The sequence below is a fragment of the Phycicoccus sp. DTK01 genome (assembly GCF_017312765.1).
In the GTDB taxonomy this organism is placed as follows: Bacteria; Actinomycetota; Actinomycetes; order Actinomycetales; family Dermatophilaceae; genus Phycicoccus; species Phycicoccus jejuensis.
Genome location: NZ_BOPU01000001.1, coordinates 214,100 through 233,257, shown reverse-complemented (window position 1 = coordinate 233,257; position 19,158 = coordinate 214,100). Strand labels below are relative to the sequence as shown.

At 71.2% G+C, this 19,158-nt stretch carries 18 protein-coding genes; 1 reads left to right on the top strand and 17 read right to left on the bottom strand.

The window, feature by feature from the left end; all coding sequences use genetic code 11:
- The 14 genes from J3473_RS01005 to J3473_RS00940 form a co-directional block, all read right to left on the bottom strand.
- A complete protein-coding gene (locus J3473_RS01005; RefSeq protein ID WP_207021552.1) occupies positions 1–369 on the bottom strand; it encodes a hypothetical protein in 369 nt (122 codons plus the stop codon).
- Positions 366–1,742 carry an acyclic terpene utilization AtuA family protein gene (locus tag J3473_RS01000; protein ID WP_207021551.1) on the bottom strand — a complete coding sequence of 459 codons (1,377 nt, stop codon included), beginning with the start codon at positions 1,740–1,742 and terminating at the stop codon, positions 366–368. Before J3473_RS01000 ends, J3473_RS01005 begins: the two co-directional genes overlap by 4 nt.
- Before the next feature lie 31 nt (positions 1,743–1,773).
- Entirely contained in the window at positions 1,774–2,232 is a 459-nt protein-coding gene (locus tag J3473_RS00995) for a MaoC family dehydratase (protein ID WP_207021550.1), read from the bottom strand.
- A complete protein-coding gene (locus J3473_RS00990; RefSeq protein ID WP_207021549.1) occupies positions 2,229–3,014 on the bottom strand; it encodes an enoyl-CoA hydratase-related protein in 786 nt (261 codons plus the stop codon). Before J3473_RS00990 ends, J3473_RS00995 begins: the two co-directional genes overlap by 4 nt.
- Before the next feature lie 5 nt (positions 3,015–3,019).
- Complete coding sequence (locus J3473_RS00985) at positions 3,020–5,122, bottom strand: acetate--CoA ligase family protein (RefSeq protein ID WP_207021548.1); 2,103 nt, start codon at positions 5,120–5,122, stop codon at positions 3,020–3,022.
- 78 nt (positions 5,123–5,200) lie between these two features.
- Complete coding sequence (locus J3473_RS00980) at positions 5,201–6,412, bottom strand: acyl-CoA dehydrogenase family protein (protein WP_207021547.1); 1,212 nt, start codon at positions 6,410–6,412, stop codon at positions 5,201–5,203.
- 4 nt (positions 6,413–6,416) lie between these two features.
- On the bottom strand, positions 6,417–6,887 hold the full coding sequence (locus J3473_RS00975) for a pyridoxamine 5'-phosphate oxidase family protein (protein WP_242525605.1): 471 nt from the start codon (positions 6,885–6,887) through the stop codon (positions 6,417–6,419).
- A gap of 32 nt (positions 6,888–6,919) precedes the next feature.
- The gene (locus J3473_RS00970; RefSeq protein WP_242525665.1) at positions 6,920–8,215 is read right to left on the bottom strand and encodes an MFS transporter; all 1,296 of its coding nucleotides are present in this window, start codon (positions 8,213–8,215) and stop codon (positions 6,920–6,922) included.
- 101 nt (positions 8,216–8,316) lie between these two features.
- The gene (locus J3473_RS00965; RefSeq protein WP_207021545.1) at positions 8,317–9,468 is read right to left on the bottom strand and encodes an ABC transporter ATP-binding protein; all 1,152 of its coding nucleotides are present in this window, start codon (positions 9,466–9,468) and stop codon (positions 8,317–8,319) included.
- A 5-nt stretch (positions 9,469–9,473) separates the two neighbouring features.
- The gene (locus tag J3473_RS00960) at positions 9,474–11,135 is read right to left on the bottom strand and encodes an iron ABC transporter permease (protein ID WP_207021544.1); all 1,662 of its coding nucleotides are present in this window, start codon (positions 11,133–11,135) and stop codon (positions 9,474–9,476) included.
- Between the two features lie 135 nt (positions 11,136–11,270).
- Positions 11,271–12,320, bottom strand: a complete 1,050-nt coding sequence (locus tag J3473_RS00955) for an ABC transporter substrate-binding protein (RefSeq protein ID WP_207021543.1) — start codon at positions 12,318–12,320, stop codon at positions 11,271–11,273.
- An 88-nt stretch (positions 12,321–12,408) separates the two neighbouring features.
- Positions 12,409–13,146, bottom strand: a complete 738-nt coding sequence (locus tag J3473_RS00950; protein ID WP_207021542.1) for an SDR family NAD(P)-dependent oxidoreductase — start codon at positions 13,144–13,146, stop codon at positions 12,409–12,411.
- On the bottom strand, positions 13,143–13,916 hold the full coding sequence (locus J3473_RS00945) for an SDR family NAD(P)-dependent oxidoreductase (protein WP_207021541.1): 774 nt from the start codon (positions 13,914–13,916) through the stop codon (positions 13,143–13,145). Before J3473_RS00945 ends, J3473_RS00950 begins: the two co-directional genes overlap by 4 nt.
- Position 13,917: 1 nt before the next feature.
- Complete coding sequence (locus J3473_RS00940; protein ID WP_207021540.1) at positions 13,918–14,652, bottom strand: alpha/beta hydrolase; 735 nt, start codon at positions 14,650–14,652, stop codon at positions 13,918–13,920.
- A gap of 186 nt (positions 14,653–14,838) precedes the next feature.
- Here J3473_RS00940 and J3473_RS00935 point away from each other — a divergent pair, with 186 nt between their 5' ends.
- Positions 14,839–15,975, top strand: coding sequence for an alcohol dehydrogenase catalytic domain-containing protein (locus J3473_RS00935; protein ID WP_207021539.1), 1,137 nt, complete (start codon positions 14,839–14,841; stop codon positions 15,973–15,975).
- Here the strand turns inward: J3473_RS00935 and J3473_RS00930 are convergent.
- Genes J3473_RS00930 through J3473_RS00920 form a run of 3 tightly spaced genes read right to left on the bottom strand, consistent with a single transcriptional unit; the run spans position 15,929 to position 19,064 of the window.
- The gene (locus tag J3473_RS00930; protein WP_207021538.1) at positions 15,929–16,756 is read right to left on the bottom strand and encodes an amidohydrolase family protein; all 828 of its coding nucleotides are present in this window, start codon (positions 16,754–16,756) and stop codon (positions 15,929–15,931) included. The two genes, J3473_RS00935 and J3473_RS00930, sit on opposite strands and share 47 nt — an antisense overlap.
- The gene (locus J3473_RS00925) at positions 16,753–17,886 is read right to left on the bottom strand and encodes an acyl-CoA dehydrogenase family protein (RefSeq protein ID WP_207021537.1); all 1,134 of its coding nucleotides are present in this window, start codon (positions 17,884–17,886) and stop codon (positions 16,753–16,755) included. Before J3473_RS00925 ends, J3473_RS00930 begins: the two co-directional genes overlap by 4 nt.
- Positions 17,883–19,064, bottom strand: coding sequence for an acyl-CoA dehydrogenase family protein (locus J3473_RS00920; RefSeq protein ID WP_207021536.1), 1,182 nt, complete (start codon positions 19,062–19,064; stop codon positions 17,883–17,885). The genes J3473_RS00925 and J3473_RS00920 overlap by 4 nt, the downstream gene beginning before the upstream one ends.
- Between the last annotated feature and the right edge of the window lie 94 nt (positions 19,065–19,158).

Genomic DNA, 19,158 nt, shown 5'->3' with positions numbered 1-19,158 from the left:
TCAGCCCCTCCCGGATCGGGAGGCGACGTCCTCGACGACAGCCCGCGGCTCGGGTCCCGAGAGGTCGATCTCCATGCGCAGCAGCCAGGCGTACATCACCTTGCCGAGGGCGTCGGTGCGCAGGGACATCGTCCCGCCGCCGTCGAGACCACCGTGCAGGACGAAGTTCAGGGCGTGGATGTTGGCCATCTCGTGCCGGGTCACCTCGCCCGTGACGAGAGGCCCGAAGCGGGCCTTGACGGTCTCCGGTGTGAGGACCCGGCGCAGGAGGGCGAAGGCGTCGGCGTCACGCGCGACGAGCCCGACGTTGCAGACATCCCCCTTGTCCCCCGACCGGCCGTGGGCGAGGTCCCACACACGCACCGTCATCGCGCCACCTCCACGGTCTCGAGCATCTCGACCTGCTGCTGGACCATCTCCCGGGGGATGAGCGCGGGCCAGATCCCGAACTGCTCGGTGATCGGCAGACGGGTGCCGAGGCCGCCCATCCCCGCAGGTCCGTTGTTGCAGATCGGGACCAGCTCGCTGAAGACCTTGCGGGCCTCCTCGCGGCTGGGGCAGCGGGCGGCGTACCGCACCGTCACCTCGAGCGCTTCCGGGTCCTCGGGCGGCGGGACGAGGGGGCTCCAGATGGAGTTCGCACCGATGTACTCAACGCGTGTCCCCGAGTGCTGGAACCCTGCTCGCTCGAGCCGCTCCTCGAGCAGCTCGACCGCGCGGTCGGCCTTCGCCTTCGCGTCCGGCCACGTGTAGGTGAACTGCGCGGAGCCGACGAAGCCGGCGCGGTAGCCCATGTTCACCTTGAGGGTGCGGGGCGCCTCCCGCCCCACGACGCCGTCGACCCTGACCCGGTCGGGTCCCACCTGCTCCAGCGTGATCCCGGTGAAGTCTGCCGTGACGTCCGCGGTCAGATAGGCGGCGGTGTCGAGGACCTCGTAGACCATCTGCTCGCTGACCGAGGCCACCGTCACCTCCCCACCGCTCCCGGGAGTCTTCGAGACGACCGCGGAGCCGTCCTCGAACACCTCGGCCGTCGGGTAGCCCATGTCGACCATGCCCGGCACCGACTGCCACCCCTTGCTGAACAGACCACCCGTCGACTGCGCACCGCACTCCACGACGTGGGCGGCCGCGGTGCCCGCCGCCAGCCGGTCCCAGTCGTCGCGGGCCCAGCCCAGCTCGTGGATCATCGGGCCGAGGTAGAGGGCGATGTCGGTGACCCGGCCGCAGATCACGACGTCGGCCCCCATCTGCAGCGCCTCCACGATGCCCTCGGACCCGGTGTAGACGTTGGCCTGCGTGAGCAGCGGCCGCACGGTGCTCAGCGGTTGACGGGTGTCGATGTTCTCGAAGGTGACCCCCTGCGCCATGAGGTCGTCGATCGACCCACGGACGTCGTCACCGGTCACGACAGCGATCCTGACGTCGTCCAGGCCCAGCTCGGCGTAGACGGCCGCGACTGCGCGGGCCGCGGCGTGCGGGTTGGCGCCACCCGCGTTGCTGACGATGCGGATGCCCCGGCGGTGGGCCGTGACGCCGACCGCGCGCACCAGGTCGACCACGTCGGGGGTGAAGCCGGCCTCGGGGTCGCGCTCCATCCGCTTGCTGAGGATCGCCATCGTCAGCTCGGCGAGGTGGTCGCAGCAGAGGTACTGGATGTCGGCGCGCTCGACCATGTCGATCGCCGGGCGGATGCTGTCGCCCCAGAACGCCATGCCGGCGCCCAGTGTGACGCTCTTCATCGGGATGCTCCTCGAGTCGGGGTGAGTGGGTTCATGCGGCGGCGGGTGCCTTGAGCATCAGGCCGACGCGACGGATGGTCATGACGAGCTCGTCGTCCTGGTTAAAGGCCCGGTGCTCGAAGCCCACCAGCCCCGCGTGGGGTCTGGAGGCGGACTCGCGGGCGCTCGTGATCTCGGTCTCGACGTGGATGGTGTCCCCGTGCCGGACGATCCTCGAGAAGGTCACGCCGTCGAATCCGAGGACTCCCAGCGAGGTGTTGAGGACCGTCTCCGGCACGGAGATACCGACCACCAGGCCGATGACGTAGACGCCGTTGACGACCCGCGTCCCGTGCTCGGTGCCGCTGGCCCAGACCTCGTCGAGGTGCAGGGGCTGCGTGTTCATCGTGATCGAGCTGAAGAGGACGTTGTCCATCTCGGTCACGGTGCGGCTGAGCTCGTGCCTGATGACCTCGCCGACCACGAACTCCTCGTAGTAGCGCCCCCTCACGAGGGGTCACCGCCCGGGCTCGGGACGAGGGCGGACGTGTAGACCCACTGGGGCGTGCGCCGCTCGGCGAACGCTGCCCGCCCCTCGGCGGCGTCGGGGTGGGCGACGACGGCGTCCTTGGCGCGGGCGGTCATCCACCAGCCGAGGTGGTCGTCGCGCCCGACGAAGCCCCTGACGGCGCGCAGCGTCTCTGCGGTCCCGCTCGGTCCACCGAGGGCGATCTCGTCGGCCAGCCGCATCGCGGCCGGGAGAACCTCGTCGGCCGGGACGACCTCGGCGGCGAGCCCCAGCGCGTAGGCCCGGGCGGCGGTGACCGCCCGTCCGGTAAGCATCATCTCGAGCGCCACGTGGTACGGCAGCGACGTCGGCGCACGGAACAGCCCGCCGCCGGTCGCGGCCAGTCCGCGGCGGGTCTCGGGGAGCCCGAAGGTGGCCGCCTCGCTCATGACGATGAGGTCACAGGCGAGGACAATCTCGAAGCCGCCGCCGAGGGCGGGCCCGTTGACCGCCGCGATGAGCGGGGTGCCCCGGTCACGGCGGAGCAGGCCGTACTCCCCCCCGCGCTCGGTGCGCTTGTCGCGCGGGTCCTTGAGGTCGGTGCCGGCACAGAAGACCGGCCCGGCGCCCGTCAGCACCCCGGCGCGGATGCCGTCGTCGGACTCCATCTCCTCGATGGCGCGCTCGAGACCCTCGGCCATCTCGCGGCTCATCGCGTTGCGCTTCTCCGGCCGGTCGAGCCAGATGACCAGCGTCTGACCCCGTCGTTCGGTCCGTACACCCATGCCGCTCACGCTCCCAGGACGAGACAGTCGAGGATCCGCACGCCTTGCCCCTCCGGCAGGGCGACGATCGGGTTGAGGTCGACCTCGGAGAGGTCCGTCGCACCGTCGGCACCAAGGCGCGACAGGTTGGCGACCGCGTCCGCGAGCGCGTCGACGTCGCACGGCGGAGCTCCGCGGAACCCGGACAGCAGCGGCGCGCCGTTCAGCGAGCGGATCATCTCGCGCGCCTCGGTGGCCGTGACCGGTGCCGGGCGCAGGGCGACGTCGCGGAGGAGCTCGGCGTTGACGCCCCCCATCCCGACCATGACGAACGGGCCGAAGTCGCGGTCGACGGTGAGCCCGGCGATGAGCTCGACCCCGCCCTCGACCTGTTCCTGGACCAACAGTCCGGCCGGCTCGTCACCGAGCGCCTCGCGCCCGGAGGACAGGATGCGCGTCCCCGCCTCCTTGACGTCGACCGGTCCGGCCAGGCCCACGGCCACACCGCCGATCTCGGTCTTGTGCTGGACCCGGGGGTCGCTGATCTTCACGACGACGGGGAAGCCGAGCCGCTCTGCGGCCGTCACGGCGTCGTCGACGGATCGCACCAACTCCTGACCCGGGACCGGCAGGTCGTAGGCAAGCAGGAGCTCGCGGGCGTCGGCCTCGGGCAGCGCTGCGCCCGCCGGAACGGTGACCGGCAGCTCACCCCGGGCGGAGGTGACTGGTGCGCTCACGGCCGCCAGGGCCCGGGCGCGGCCGGTCAGGGCGCGGAAGGAGGTGAAGAGGTCACGCAGGGAACCGAACACCGGGATGCCCGCCTCGCGGTAGAGCGCCATCTCGGCCTCTGCGACGAAGCCGTCCATCGCGTAGACGACCAACGGGGTCCGTCCCGGCGCCCGGGCCGCTTCCACGAGGGGGCGCACCGAGCGGTCGCTGACGTCCGCGAGCATCTTCTTGCGGATGAACACCGCGGCGGCGATGCCGGGGTCGCGATCGAACTCCTCGTACACCGACGCGGCGAGCGTCGGGGTGCGCGCGATCTCGCCGGTGAGGTCGCACGGGTTGAACCCGGCGCCGAAGGTCAGCATCGCGTCGATCCGTGCCTCGATCTCCGGCCGGAGCTGTGGCACGTCGACGTCCAGCGAACGGGCGATGTCCGCGGCGATGCCGCACTGCCCGCCTGAGCCCGACAGGATGCCCACGCCACCGGGACCGAGATCCCCCCTGCCGAGGTGGAGCTTCGCGACGGCGACCAGGTCACCGAGCTCCTCGACCCGGATGACGCCCCATCGGTCGAACAGGGCCTGGTAGACGGAGTCCTCGCCCGCGAGCGCCCCCGTGTGCGCCCCGGCGCGCCGTGCACCCTGCTCGGAGCTGCCGACCTTGATGAGGGCGACCGGCTTGCCGATATCGGCGGCCATCTTCAGCACCTCGACGAACTCCTCGGGCCGGCGCACGGCCTCGAGGTAGCCGAGCACGATCTCGATCTCCGGGTCCTGCACGAGGACCGAGAGGTAGTCGACGAAACCGAGGTCGGTCTCGTTGCCGGCGCTCACGTGGAGCTTGGCTCCGAGGCCGGCGTCTCGGAGCCGGACGAGCAGCGAGGCGGCGGTGGCCCCACTTTGCGACACGACGCCGATGGGTCCCACGGGGATGCGCTCCTCGAGGAGCGGCTGGATCGACATGGTGGCACCGAGCGCGAAGTTTGCGACGCCGTCGGTGTTCGTCCCGACGATCCGCATCCCGGCCGCGTCGGCGATCGCCTTGAGCTCGCGCTCCTTGGCCCGCCCGTCCTCGCCCATCTCCCCGAAACCCTGCGTGGGCAGGATGACCGCCTGTACCCCGGCTTCGGCGCACTCCCGCACGGCGGCGAGAGTCCCCTCGACGTTGAGCACGATGACCGCCACGTCCACCGGTTCCCCGATCGCTGTGACGGACGGGTAGCAGGGGATGCCGCCGAGCGAGTCGTACTTGGGGTTCACCGGGTACAGGTGGCCGCGGAACTCGTTGTGCTGCAATAGGTGTAGTGGCCACCAGCTGAGGGCATCCGGGCGCGACGAGGCTCCGACGATGGCCACCGACCGTGGCTCGAGGAGCAAGCGCACGGCCTCCTCCGCTCCGGTCACGATCCGCATGGTGTCCCTTCCTGGCGTCGTTGCCTAACTATGCACATAGTAATCATGAATGCCGCCCGGGGCCACCCCTCACACGGACTGGCGCTCCCGTGCCCGCCGCGTCGACCCGGCGTGCCGGTCCATGTCCTTCAGGCCCAGGGCATCGTCGGCGATCAGGATCCGCTGGATGTTGGCCGAGCCCTCCCCGGTCTGCCAGAGCTTGGCGTAGTTGAGATAGATGCTGACCGGGAGCTCGTCGCTGAAGGCGAGGCCCCCGAAGATCTCCGCCGTCGACTGCGCCGCGCGGTTGGCCACCTCGGCCGTGAAGTACTTCGCGATCGTGGCCTCGCGCGTCGAGGGCAGGCCCTGGTCGTGCCGGACCGCGGCCGCCCACAGCAGGGCGCTGGAAGCCGCCAGGTCGGCGGCCATCTCGGCGACGAGCTTCTTGATCATCTGGAAGCTGGAGATACGCTCGCCGAAGGCCTCACGCTGGTTCGCGAACTCGACGGAGGCGTCCAGGCACGCGCGGGTCAGGCCGACCTGACGGGCGGCCACGGTCAGGCGGCCGTAGTCCATGGCGTTCATGGCGACGGTGAAGCCCTGGCCCTCCTCGCCGAGGACATACCGGGAGGGGACTCGGACGTCGTCGAAGGTGATGCTGTTGGTCGGCATGAGCTTGCCCAGAACCCGGCAGGGGACCCGGGAGACGGCGAACCCCGGCGTGTCCGTCGGGACGACGAAGGCGGTCACGCCCCGGTGCCCGGCCTCGGGGTCGGTCTTCGCGTAGACGATCGCGACGTCGGCGACGTTGGCGTTGGTGATCCAGAGCTTGCTGCCGTTGATGACGAAGTCGTCGCCGTCACGCACCGCGCGGGTGCGCATGGCCCCGAGGAAGTCTGACCCGCCGTCGGGCTCGGTCATCGCGTTGCATCCGAGCACCTCGCCCGAGATGAGGCCGGCGACGTACTCCTCGACGATCTCGGGGCTTCCCCAGTTGGCGATCGTCAGCGGCACGGTGGCCGCCTGCAGGTTCATCGACGCCGACAACGGCGGGTAGACGCGCGCCAGCTCCTCGGCGACGGCGACGAGGGCGCGGTAGCCGCCCCCCAACCCCCCGAGCTCTTCGGGGAACGCGGCCGCGAAGAACCCGAGCTCCCCCATCTGCCGGTAGAGCTCCCGCGGGAACTCCCCCTTGTCCTCGAGGTAGGCGATCTGGGGACGGACGGTCCGCCGACCCCACTCACGCACCAGCTCGCGGAGGGAGATGATCTCCTCCGACTCCTCCCAGAGGTTCTCTTCCATCACGTCAACCTTCCGTCCTCGTCGAGATCTTCCTGAAGTCCCAGCTGCTGATATGCAGGGGACGGAGCCGGAGCCAGGCGTGCCGGCCGTCGTGCGGGATGGGTAGCGCGGGGTCGCGGTACTTCGCGTGGAAGCCCTGCTCCACGGCCTCGAGCCGTTCGTCGGGCGCTCCACGCCGCGGGACCTCACCCACCCACTGTGCTCGCCCCCGCAGCTCGACGCCCCGCAGCCGGTCGTAGGTCTCCCCGTCGTCCACGACGACCGCGACCCGCGGGTCGGCGGCCAGGTGCTGGGCGCGGCGCGTGGCCACGACCGAGTTGAGCCACAGCTCGCCCTGCAGCCACAGGAACCAGAGCGGGCTGACGTGCGGACCCTCCGGGCCGGCCGTCGCGACCCGGCACGTGCGGGCCTGGGCCAGGAAGTGGTCCAGCTCCGCGCCGTCCATCGTCAGACGCGACGCTCGTCGTCGAGTCATGCCACCACCTTCCCTTCTAATCATGATCATACTTACGAGCTGGGCTCGGCGCCATGACCGCCCGCTGGGTGGACGAACCACACCGCTGCGAGGCCGAGCGCGCACACGCCGGCCACGAGCACCGCTCCCATGTGGGCAAGCCGGACGCCACCCGCCGAGGGGAAGCCGAGGTCCGTGCTCGTCGCCGCGAAGACGCTCCCGGTCGCGGCGCTGCCGAGCAGCCCTCCCACCGTCCGCAGCACCTGGTTGAGGCTGACGGCGCTCCCGACCTCACCCCGCGGGACGCCACGGGCGACGACGACCGGCGCCGAGCCAAAGACGAGCCCCATCCCGAGACCCACGACGGCCATGCCCGCCACGAGCGGGCCCAAGGACGACCGGACCACGAGGAGCGAGGCGTTGCCGACGAGCAGCACCGCAGCCCCGGCGGCAAGGAGCGTCGTCGCCCGGCAGCGGGGCAGCGCGAGCCGCAGGACCTGATTCGCAGCGATGCTCCCCACCGACAGCGGGAGGATGACGAGCCCGGCGACGAGCACGGAGACCTCCAACCCGTACCCGGTGCTCGTCGGGGCCTGGACCACGAGGCTCGAGGTGGACATCGCCGCGTAGACGGTGGACGCGAGCGCGAGCGCGCCCAGGTGGGTGGCGGCCACGTCCCTCACGCGCAGGCTGGCGAGGTCGACGAAGGCAGTCGTCGTCCGCCGGGCGCCACGCACCCACGACCAGGCGCACACCGCTGCCACGCCGGTGAGGACGCCGGTACCGGGTGATGCCCAACCCCACCGTGGCGCCTGGGTGATCGCGAGGACCAGGGCGACCAGCACCCCGCTCAGCCAGAGAGCGCCCGGGAGGTCGAAAGGTCGGCGCTCCCCCGCCTGGTCCGGCGGCACCAGCCGGAGCACGACGACGAGCCCGACGAGGACGAGGCCCAGCGCGACCCAGAAGGCACCACCGAGCCCGAGGGTCCCCACCGTCAGCCCGGTGAGCGGGTACCCGAACCCCAGGCCCATCGCCACGGTGATGGAGAGGGTCGCGATGGCCTTCGCGGTCCGCTCGCGCGGCAGGTGCTGACGGGCCACGGCGATCGCCCCGGGCACCAGACCGTAGGCGAACCCCTGCAGCGCCCGGCCGACGAGCAGCACGGAGAGGGATCCTGCGAGAGCGGCCACCACCGAGCCAGCTGCGGTCAGCGCCAAGCACACCACGAGCAACCGCTTCCGGTGTGGTCCGTCGCTGAGCCGACCCACGGTGGGTGCGACGACGGCCCCCACGAGGAGGTTGAGGGTGATCACCCACTGGGCGCTGCTCGTCTGCACGCCCATCCGCACGGCGACGACCGGGACGAGCAGCATCCCCAACGAGCTGACGACCGCCGTCGAGAGCGCTGCGTAGACGAGGGCGGGAAAGAGCCAGCGGCTGACCGGTGGGCTCAGGTACCCGTCGACGCCAGGCTCCGCCCGCCGGTCGACACCTCGCGCGTCGCCAGAGCGGCGGCGTCGGGCTCGTACCACCGACTGCGCGCGGCCGAGACCTCGAGGACCACCGGGGAGTCCCGGTGCAAGGTGGCGGCGACCTCCGTCGGCACCACGATCGTGACGCGCCGCGACCCCAGGTCGACGGCGAGCTCGTAGCCGTGCCCGGTGTAGATTCGGTCCCTGACCCGACCACGCAGGCGGATGCCGGCGACCGCGGCATTCTCGGTGACGACGGCGGCGTCCACCGACCGGAACCTCAGCCGGGCAACCGACCGGTCCCGGGAGAGCGGCAGCTCGAGCGCCGACAGGTCCTCGCCGCCCAGCACCGTCCACCCGTCGGGCGTCCGCTCGAAGTCGACGTGGTTGGTCATGCCGACGAAGTTGGCCGTGTAGTCCGTGGCAGGACGCTCGTACACGTCGGCCGCCGTGCCCACCTGCTCCACCGCACCGCTGCGCATGACGGCCAACCGGTCACCGAGGGCGAATGCCTCCGACTGATCGTGGGTGACGTACACGCTCGTGAAGCCCAGGCTCTGGTGCAGCTCGTGCAGGTCGTTGCGCACCCTCGAGCGCAGCAGTGCGTCGAGATTGGACAGCGGCTCGTCGAACAGCACGAGGTCGGGACGGGCCACCAGACCGCGAGCCAGGGCGACACGCTGCTGCTGACCGCCGGAGAGCTGCGCCGGGTAGCGGGAGAGCAGCGTCGAGCAGTCGACGAGCTCCGCCGCGCGCTGAACCCATCCCTCGGAGAGCGCCTGCCGGAGCCGACGCACCTTGAGGGGGTAGGCGATGTTCTGCTCCACCGTCTTGTGCGGCCAGAGCGCGTACGACTGGAAGACCATGCCGACGTCGCGCTTCTCCGGAGGCACGTCCGTGCCCTTGGCCGCGTCGAACACGGTGCGGCCAGCGAAGTCGATCCGCCCCTCGTCCCCGCTCTCGAGCCCCGCGAGGCACCGCAGCGTCGTCGTCTTCCCGCACCCGCTCGGCCCGAGTAGGACGAGCATCTCCCCCGGCTCGATGACCAGGTCGATCCCGTCGATCGCCGTGAAGGCGCCCTCACCTCGGCCGAAGGTCTTCCGCAGCCCTTCGATGACGTAGTTCCCCATGGGTGTCACAGCCTTTCGACGGTGTTGGATCGGCCGCCGACCAGCACGGCCAGGACGACGCCGACGGCGGTGATCCCGAACATGACGAGCGCGATGGCCGCGACGAGCGGATAGGACGTGTTGGTCCAGTAGTCGTAGAGCACGGTCCCCAGGACCTGCGTCCGCGTGGAGCGGACGAGGAGCGAGGCCGTGAACTCGTGGGAGAGCAGGACGAACATCAGGGCGGCCGCGCCACCGATGGCGCCGCGCATCATCGGCAGGATGATGCCGAGGTGGGTCCGCAGGACCCCCGCCCCGCTCACGCGGGCGGCCGCCTCGTAGGAGTCTCCGAGCGACATCCTCGCCGCCATCTGCAGGCGCACGGTGTACGGCAGCATCAAGGTGACGTACACGAGGATGAGCACCCAGTTCGTGCCGTACAGCACGAGCGGGGGTCGGGTGTAGGTGAAGAGGAACCCGGCGCCGAACACGACCGCCGGCACACCGAGCGGAAGACCGACGAGCAGGTCGGCGCCCCCTCGCACGAAGCGACCTCCCCGCCGACGGTGCACGATCTCCGTCACCAGGTAGCCGAGCGGAATCGCGATGGCCACGGCGGTGGTCGAGGTGATGAGGCTGGTCTGCATGCCGTTGACCAGCTGGGAGTCCTGGAAGACCCGTTCGAAGTTGGCCAGCGTCCACAGGCTCGGGCGCAGCTGCCCGGTCCAGAACGGCGACAGCGACGCCGCGACCAGGGCCGCGAGCGGCAGCGCGACGCTGACCACCGAGAACACCGCGATGACGACGGCCGCCGTGATCGAGGTCGATCCCTGACGCCCCGTCCCCTTGCCGCCGGCGTCCGACACGAACCGTTGGCCGTTGGCGAGGGAGGCGCGCTGGACGACGACCGCGAGCAGACCGACGACCAGCAGCGGTGTCGCGATCGCGGCCGCGGCGGCGTAGTCGGTGGGCGGCATCCCCGCGAACCGGTACACCCGGGTCGAGAGCACGTCGATGTTGCGCTGCGTCCCCAGGAGCAGGGGTGCAGTGAACTGGCCGAGCCCCAGGAGCAGCGCCACCGCCGTGCCGTAGACCAAGGAGGGCCGCACGAGCGGCAGCACGACGCTGACGAAGGTGCGGAAGGACCCCGCCCCCGACACCCGCGAGGCCTCGATGACGTCGTTGCCGATGTTCATCAGTCCGGCGCGCAGGAAGACGTAGACGAACGAGGTGATGCTCAGCCCGGTGATGATGATGATCCACGGGGCGGAGTAGACGTCGATCGGTCCGGAGGCGATGGTGCCGGGAGCCGGCTGCCACCACGGCAACATCCGCAGCCACTGGTTGACCACGCCCGACCGGGGCGCCAGGAGCATCGCCCAGCCGATGACGGTGGAGACCGGCGGTAGGACGATCATCAGCAGCGGCAGCACCGAGAGCCACTCGAGCCGGCGTGGGAGTCGGGTGGACATCCAGGCCAGCGTCACTCCGCTGACCAGGGCGATGAGCACCGACCCGACAGCCAGCGCCACCGTCATCAGCAGGATGCGGGACAGCCCCGGCGTGGCGAGGGCGCGCTGGTAGCCGCTCGCGCCCCCGCCGAGAGCCGTGACCTGGAGCATCACCAGGGGGGTCAGGACGAGGTAGGCGAGGACCGCGAGGATGAGCCACGGCCAGAGGCGGGCCAACCGTCGACTCGTCGGGCCGCGACCCCGGGATCGGCCCAGGCGGAGGCGCTCCGGAGCCGTAGCGCCCGTCCCGGCCCTCGCCGGGGCTTGGCTGTCGATGGTCGTCACGCGTCGTCACCTCCCATGGTGCTCACCTCAGCGGCCGAAGACCTTGCGCCAGTCCGCCTGCTCGGCGTCCACCCAGCTGGGGTCGAGCTGCGTGTCGAAGTCCACCACCTTGGTGTCCTTGAAGGACTGCAGAGTGCCGGGGACGTCAAGGACGCTGACGTTGTCCGTCCCCACGGCCGTCTGCCCGTCGGCCGACCCGAGCCAGTCGAAGAGGACCTGCGCGGCGTTCGGGTGAGCAGAGTTCCACTTCGGCATGTAGGAGAGCGTCTGAGGTCCCCACATCGGCGTCGGGACGGCCATGTCCACCGGGGCGCCCTGCGCCATGACCGGCTTGAGGATGGCCGGGACCGAGTAGAAGGTCACGCCGATCTCGCCGGAGACCAGCGCCTCCTGCAGCGGGACGGCACTGGGGTAGACCTTGGGCTGCTGCGCGACGAGCTTGTCCCAGTAGTCGGGCTCCTGGTCTTTGAGGAAGGACCAGAAGCTCGCGAGGGGCAGGTTGTTGTTGTCGGGAACGCCGATCTGTCCCTTGAAGCGGGGGTCGAGGAAGTCGGTGAGGGTCTTCGGCGGGTCCTTGACGATGTCGGTGTTCCACGCCATGACGATGCCGGTGACCGCGGTCATCTGAATCTTGCCGTCGATGAGGCCATTCGCCGACTTCCACTGCTCGTCGGTCGCGTTGGGGCCCTGGGCGTCGAACAGGTCGCCTGCCTTGGCCCACTTGAGCATCGAGTCGTAGTTGGCGTTGATCACGAGGTCGGCCGTCGGCGCCTTGGTGTCGCGCTCGGCGTTGAGCTTGGCGTCGATCTCCGTCCCGAGGACACGGACGATCTGCAGGTCGATGTCCGGGTACTTGGCCTCGAACCCCTTCTCGATCCGGTCGTTGACCGCCGGCACCAGGATCGAGTAGACGGTGGCCGTCCCCTCCTGGTCCGCGGCCTTGACGACGCTGTCCCACCCACCGGTGGCCAGGGTCCCCGCCGAGCCGCCCCCTCCGGTCACTGGCTCGCCGCATCCCGCGAGGAGGAGACCGGCGGCGACCGCGATCGGTACGGCAACAACTCTGAGGCTTCCCATGGCGTCTCCCTTGACGACTCGGCCCACCGACCACGCTCGGAGGCTATGGGTACTAATCATAATCATCATATGCCGGGAGTCAACGGTTTTACACGGCGAGGTAGCCGCCGTCGACCGTGTAGCACGCTCCGGTGACGAAGCTCGAGGCCGGGCTCGCGAGCCACACGACGAGCTCGGCCACTTCCTCCGGGGTGCCGAGGCGGCCCATGGGCGTCAGCCGCTTGCGCTCGGCCGTCACTCCCTCGTCCATCTCGGCGAGGAGCGGGGTGGCGACGTAGCCCGGACACACCGCGTTCACGCGCAGCCCGCGCTGCGCGTTCTCGACGGCGGCGGCGCGCGTCAGGCCGATGACCCCGTGCTTGGATGCCGTGTAGGCGGCCGACCCGCGCTGTGAGGCGACCTGACCGAGCACGGACGCCATGTTGACGATGGAGCCGCCGGTCATGGCCCGGATCTCGCTGCCCAGGCAGTAGAAGGTGCCGTCGAGGTTCACCGCCATGACGCGTCGCCAGTCCTGGGGGGTGATGTCGACCGTCGGCCGGGGCGGCAGGCCGATGCCCGCGTTGTTCACCGCGACGTTCAGCCGCCCGTGCTCCGCGGCGATCCCGCGGATGACACGGTCGACCTCGTCCGGGTCAGCCACGTCGCAGCGCCATGCGCTCGCCTGCCCGCCCAGTCGCGTGGCGACCTCCTCGGCTGCCGCGAGGTCGCGGTCCACGACAGCCACGGTGGCTCCAGCTGCGGCCAAGGCTGCCGCGCACGCCTCCCCGATGCCTCGCCCCGCTCCGGTGACCAGCGCTACGTGACCGTCGAGGACGCCGCTCACAGGACGGCCGTCGATCCACCGTCCACGACCAGCGTGTGCCCGGTGACGAAGGATGCGGCGTCGCTGGCCAGGTACACGACAGCTCGGGCCACGTCGTCCGGGGTGCCCATCCGGCCGAGGGGGTTGCGGCCGACGACGTCGGCCACGAAGTCGCTGCCCGAGGACTCCCGGAACGTGGACATGCCTGGTGTATCCGTGACCGAGGGTGCCACCGCGACGACGCGCACGCCACGCCGTCCGGCTTCCGTCGCGATGCCCTGCGTGAGCCCGCGCACCGCCCACTTGCTCGCGCTGTAGGGTCCGGCACCCCGGAAGGCGGCCGTCGACGCGACGTTGACGACCACGCCACCTCGGCCGGTCATCCGGCGGACGGCCTCGCCCATCCCCAGCTGGGTGCCGAGCACGTTGACCCGCAGCACCCGCTCGACGTCCTCGGCGGTCACGTCCACCGGGTCGAGCAGGGGGTAGATCCCGGCGTTGTTGACCCACACGTCCACCGGCGCGTGGCGCTGCTGCGCCGCGTCGGCGAGGGCTGCGAGGTCCTCCGCGCTCGTCACGTCGGCGTGGACCGCCACGGCCGCTCCCCCGGCCGCGACCACCTCCTCGACGACCGACCCGGCCGCGTCGAGGTCCACGTCGCCGACCACCACCGACGCCCCCGCCTCGGCGAGGCGCAGCACGATGGCACGTCCGATCCCGGCGCCGCCGCCCGTCACCACCGCACTTCTCCCGTGCAGCGAGAAGAGCTCGACCAGAGGGGGGTTCGCCATGTCAGTCTCCTTGTGTGTCGAGGTCCGCGACCCATGAGGCGATGAGGGCGGTCGTGTCGTCGGCGCGGTCCAGCCGGCCGAGCATGGAGAGGAAGCCGTGGGCGCAGTCCTCGAGGTGGTGGTGCACCACGTCTCCCCCGGCGTCGCGCAGGGCGCTCGCGTAGGCCACTCCCTCGTCGCGCAGGGGGTCGACGCCGGCCGTCACGACGAGTGCGGGAACCGGGTTCGGACCTATGTGGCGGAGTGGGGCGCAGCCCGGCCCCGTCCTCACCGCGGGGTCGGGTGCGTAGAGCTCCCAGAACCAGGACATGTCGGCGGCGTCGAGGAAACCATGAGGCGAGGCTTCCCGGTGCGAGGGGCGCGAAGGGTCCCAGTCGGTGACCGGGTACACAAGAATCTGTCCGCGCACGCGGCCGGGGTGCCGTTGGGCGAGGACCGCACAGAGGTTCCCGCCGGCGCTGTCCCCGTGCAGCACGACGGGCCCGGGGGTTGCCAGCAGGACCGCCTCGAGGTCATCGAGCGCCGCCGGGTGGGGATGCTCGGGGGCGAGGCGGTACCCCACCGACACGTACTTCGCTCCACTGAGAGAGGAGAGCCGACGCACGAGCGCGTCCGCCGTCTCGAGGCTTCCGAGAACCCATCCGCCACTGTGCGCGTAGACGACGACGAGGTCGGTCTCGCGGTCGACCGGCGTGTACTCGCGGACGTCCACCCCCGCGATGACCAGGTCGCTCACTTTCACGGCCTCGTCGTCGAGAGGTGGAGGGGCCATCGCCGCCGCGCGGTCCCGCGCCCCCGCGACCCCCATCTCTCGGAAGGGCGGTACACCGGCCTCGCTCGCCGCCTCCGAGGCCCGCCTCAGCACCGGGTGCAGCACCGCGTCCTCCCTCGCTCGACCTATCAATGCCTATAGTATGCATGAATGACGATCCCGGCGACGACCGATGCGGCTTTGCTGACCGGCTACGGCCGAGACCTCGAGAGGGCCACCCTGCCGCTGCCCACCCTCGAGCCCGGCTCGGTGCTCGTCGAGGTGGACACCACCACCGTCTGCGGCAGCGACGTCCACACGTGGCAAGGGGCCTTTGCCTCACCGGACGCTGCCGAGCTCCCCCTGGTCCTCGGCCACGAGATCGTGGGTCGGGTCGTGGCCACCGCCGAGCCGGACGCCCGCGACTCCCTGGGGCGACCGCTGGGCGTGGGTGACCGGCTCGTCTGGGAGCACGCGGCGTGCGGGCAGTGCCGGTCGTGCACCGTTCAGCGCCAGCCCACCCTGTGCCCGAACCGTCGGATCGGCATGTTCCATCCCGCCCGTGTCGCTCCCCACGTCGTCGGGGGTTTCGCCCGACACACCTACGTGTGGCCCGGCGCCGGACGCCTCCGGGTGCCGGACCCGCTCACCGGGGAGGCTGCGAGTGCTGCCAGCTGCGCCCTGCGCACGGCCGTCGCGGCCTTCGAGCGGCTGCCCGCCGTCACCCACGACGACGTCGTCCTCGTGCAGGGCAGCGGGCCGCTCGGCCTGTTCGCCACGGCGCTCGCCGCTTGGCACCGCCCCGCGCGCCTCGTCGTCGTCGGCGGTCCACAGGAGCGCCTTGAGGTCGCGCGTGCGTGGGGGGCCACCGACACCGTCTCGGTGCTGGAGCACCCGGACCCCGCCGAACGGCTCGACATCGTGCGCGACCTCGTCCCGGACGGACCGGGCACGGTGCTCGAGATGTCGGGCGCCCCGGGGGCCTTCGCCGAAGGGCTGCAGCTGGCCGGCCGGGGCGCCCACTACGCGGTCGTCGGCACCTTGGGGTCAGCAACCACCGAGGTCCGGGCGGGGCTCGTCGCGGGGAAGGGCCTCTCGGTCCACGGCGTCCTCGGGGGCGACATCGGCACCTACGCTCGGGCCCTAACCTTCATGGAGCGCGCCGCCGACGTGGTCGACTGGCAGCAGATGTTCTCGGGCGCGACCTACCCGCTGGAGCGGGCCACCGACGCGCTTCGAGCGGCCCGCACCGGCGCGGAGATCAAGCCGGTGATCCGGCCCTCGGGGTCTTCCGCTCCGACGGCGTGAGTCCGAGGAGGTCTGCGAGCGTCCCTCCGGTGACCTGCGTGAGCGCGTCCTCCTCTAGGCCGAGGTCGCGCAGGGCCGCCAGCTCGCGGCCCGGTCGCGCCATCGGCCAGTCGGAGCCGAAGACGACCCGGCCCTGACCGTGCCGACGGATGACGTCGGAGACCTCCTTCGGCTCGAGCCCGTCAAGGCTGGGTGGCCACGACGTCTCGAGGTAGGCGCCGGAACCCGTTGCGGCAGAGAGGACTCCGGCCCACGTGTGGTACCCGCCGAAGTGGCACGCCACGAACGTCAGGTCGGGCACCTGCTCGGTCACGGTGCGCACGTGCTCGCTGGCACCCCGGGCGCTGGCCGCCGCGTCGCTCCCCTCGCCGACGTGCGCGAGGACGACGACAGAACGCTCGGCCAGCGCCCTGAAGAGGTCGATGACGGCCGGGTCCGCCAAGGACATCCCCTGGAAGTTCGGGTGGAACTTCACTGCCCGGATGCCGTTGGCGTCGAGCAGCGACAGGTTCTCCTCGACGGACAGGCCCGTGTGCACCGTCCCGAACGGGACGAAGCGATCCCGGTCCACCCCGCCGATGAACTCGTTGGTGCGGGCGACGTGGCGCGCCTCGTTGGCGATGGCGAGCGTGCAGGCCATGTCCACGCCGTCCTCGTCCATCACCCGACGCAGACCGTCGAGCGTGCCGTCCCCGACCGGGTCAAGGCCTGCCGGTCGGTGCGCGAGCACCTGAGGGGCGATGCGGTCGGGCCAGACGTGACAGTGGGCGTCGACGATCACGGCGCCCCCTCGCGCAGCAGCTGCTTCGCGAGCGAGTCCAGGATGACCTCGGTCGAGCCCTCGTAGATCCGGCCGGGTCGGGCCGCGCGATACAGGCGCTCGATGCGGCTCCCCCGGACGATCCCGAAGCGGCCCATCACCTGGACGCAGCGGTCGGTGACCGCGCCGGCGGTCTCGGACCCTGAGACCTTGGCCATCGACGACAGCGACAGCGCCGCCAGCGGGTCCCGCGCCGCGGCCGAGGCGGCGCGGTGGACGAGCGAGCGGGAGGCCTCGATCTCGACCCAGCAGCGGGCGAGGCTGCCCGGGACGCTGCCGAGCCGGGCCAGGGTGGTCCCGAAGATCGCCCGCTCGGACGCGTAGCCGAGGGCCTCCGCCAGGGCGGCCCTCGCGATGCCCACGCCGGCGGCGCCGACGCTGACCCGGAACGTCCCGAGGGTGCGAAGCACGAGCCCGAAGCCCTCGCCGGGCGCCCCGATACGGTGGTCGAGCGGGACGCGCACGTGGTCGAAGACGACGTCGCCGAGTACGTGGGGCGAGATGACCTGGTGTGGCTGGGTCACCGTGACGCCGGGGAGATCGGCGGGGACAAAGACGAGCGAGAGCCCGTCCGCCTCGCGCGCGAGAACGCAGAAGAAGTCGGCGTCCGGCGCGTTGGTGATGAAGGACTTGGAGCCGTCGACGACGAGCTCGTCACCGTCGACGGTCAGGCTGGTCGACAGGGCCCGTAGGTCGGATCCCACATCGGGCTCGGTCAGGGCGAGGGCCGCCACCGCGTCGAGCGTCGCCACCCGGGTCAGCCACGCGTCGCGGACAGCGTCGGACCCCCCGAGCGCCAGGGCGAAGGACCCGATCCCCTGCATGGCGAACATGGAGTCAGCGTGTGCGCTGTGTCCCGCCAGGGCCTCTCGGACGAGCGCGACGGACACGGGGTCCACGCCGGGCAGCGCACCGCCGAAGGCGCCGGGCACCGTGTACGCCACCAGGCCGCTGCTCGCCAGCGCCGCCCGGATGCCCGCGTCGAAACGGTCGGCCTCGTCGGCCTCCGCGGCCTGGGGCAGCAGCTCGCGCCCCAGGCCCTCGGCCCGCTCGAGCAGCTCCAGGTGGGCGGGGTCGAGGTCCGGCGTCATGCGCGGACCGCCGACTCGGGGCGCTGGGAGAACCCGCGCCCCACGAGCTCGGAGGCGATGCGCGTGCGCTGGATCGCCGGCGTGCCGCCGGCGATCGCCCACCCGTGTGCGTCGCGGTGCAGCCGCTCCATGCCGTACTCCACGGTATAGCCGTTGCCGCCGAAGAGCTGCATGCCCCAGTCGGTCACCTTCTTGCCCATCTCGTTGGCGAAACACTTGGCCAGGCTCACCTCGAGCGTATCGGGCAGCCCCGTCCCGGCGTTGACGGCGGCCCGCCGGATGAGCAGGCGGGCGGCGTCGACCTGGAGCTTCATGTCCGCAAGCGTCTGCTGCACGCTCTGGAACTCCACAATGGTGCGGCCGAAGGCCTTTCGTTCCTGGACGTAGGCGGTCGCCTTGTCCAGGGCCGCCTGGCCCAAGGCGAGCGACATCGTCGAGTTGCCGAGACGCTCTATCGAGAACACCCCGAAGAGGTCACGGAAGCCCCCGGCCGGGACGGCGAGGTTGTCCAGGGGCACGCGGACGTCGTCGAGGTACAGGTCGGCGGAGGGAATGCCTTTCCACCCCATGAGCCGCTCCCTCGCCCCGTAGGTCAGGCCCGGTGCGTCTGCCGGGACGACGACGGCGCCGATGCCCTTGGCACCCGGGACGTCGTCGAAGCGGCAGTAGACGAGGTAGTGGGTGGCGTGGCCACCGTTGCTGATCCAGCGCTTCGTGCCACGGATCACGACCTCGTCACCCTCGATCCGCGCCGAAGTCCGCATGTCCGTCGCCGCCGACCCGGCGTCCGGTTCCGAGATGCCGATCGCCATCGTCATGGCACCGGTCGGCACCAAGGGGAGGAAGGCCTGCTGCTGCTCGGGGGTGCCGAAGAACTCCAGGACGCGCGCCGGCCCCACGTTGGCCTCGAAGACCTGGAAGGCCGCCGGCCGGCAGACCTTGGCGAGCTCCTCGACGACGATGAGCGCGTCGGTCAGCGGCGCCCCCGCGCCCCCGAACTCCTCCGGGATGCAGATCCCAAGGAACCCCAGGTCGGCCAGACGTGCCACCTCCTGCTCCGGCAGCGGCTCGTGCCGCTCCTCGAGGTCGTCGGCAAGAGGGGCGTACACCTCCCGCGCCACCTCGGCCGCCACCTGCTGCAGGGCGCGCTCGTCGTCGGAGAACTGGAAGTCGCTCATGGCTCACCCTCGGGTTGGCGGTCGGTGCGCTCCGGCGCACTCAGTGCTGCGCTCGGCTCGTATTCATGTATATCATTACTACCATAAGCCTGCC

Coding starts and splice junctions, on each gene's coding strand:
- J3473_RS01005 (WP_207021552.1), bottom strand. CDS start 369: ATGACGGTGCGTGTGTGGGACCTCGCCCACGGCCGGTCGGGGGACAAG.
- J3473_RS01000 (WP_207021551.1), bottom strand. CDS start 1,742: ATGAAGAGCGTCACACTGGGCGCCGGCATGGCGTTCTGGGGCGACAGC.
- J3473_RS00990 (WP_207021549.1), bottom strand. CDS start 3,014: ATGGGTGTACGGACCGAACGACGGGGTCAGACGCTGGTCATCTGGCTC.
- J3473_RS00980 (WP_207021547.1), bottom strand. CDS start 6,412: ATGGAAGAGAACCTCTGGGAGGAGTCGGAGGAGATCATCTCCCTCCGC.
- J3473_RS00975 (WP_242525605.1), bottom strand. CDS start 6,887: ATGACTCGACGACGAGCGTCGCGTCTGACGATGGACGGCGCGGAGCTG.
- J3473_RS00965 (WP_207021545.1), bottom strand. CDS start 9,468: ATGGGGAACTACGTCATCGAAGGGCTGCGGAAGACCTTCGGCCGAGGT.
- J3473_RS00955 (WP_207021543.1), bottom strand. CDS start 12,320: ATGGGAAGCCTCAGAGTTGTTGCCGTACCGATCGCGGTCGCCGCCGGT.
- J3473_RS00945 (WP_207021541.1), bottom strand. CDS start 13,916: ATGGCGAACCCCCCTCTGGTCGAGCTCTTCTCGCTGCACGGGAGAAGT.
- J3473_RS00935 (WP_207021539.1), top strand. CDS start 14,839: ATGACGATCCCGGCGACGACCGATGCGGCTTTGCTGACCGGCTACGGC.
- J3473_RS00925 (WP_207021537.1), bottom strand. CDS start 17,886: ATGACGCCGGACCTCGACCCCGCCCACCTGGAGCTGCTCGAGCGGGCC.
- J3473_RS00920 (WP_207021536.1), bottom strand. CDS start 19,064: ATGAGCGACTTCCAGTTCTCCGACGACGAGCGCGCCCTGCAGCAGGTG.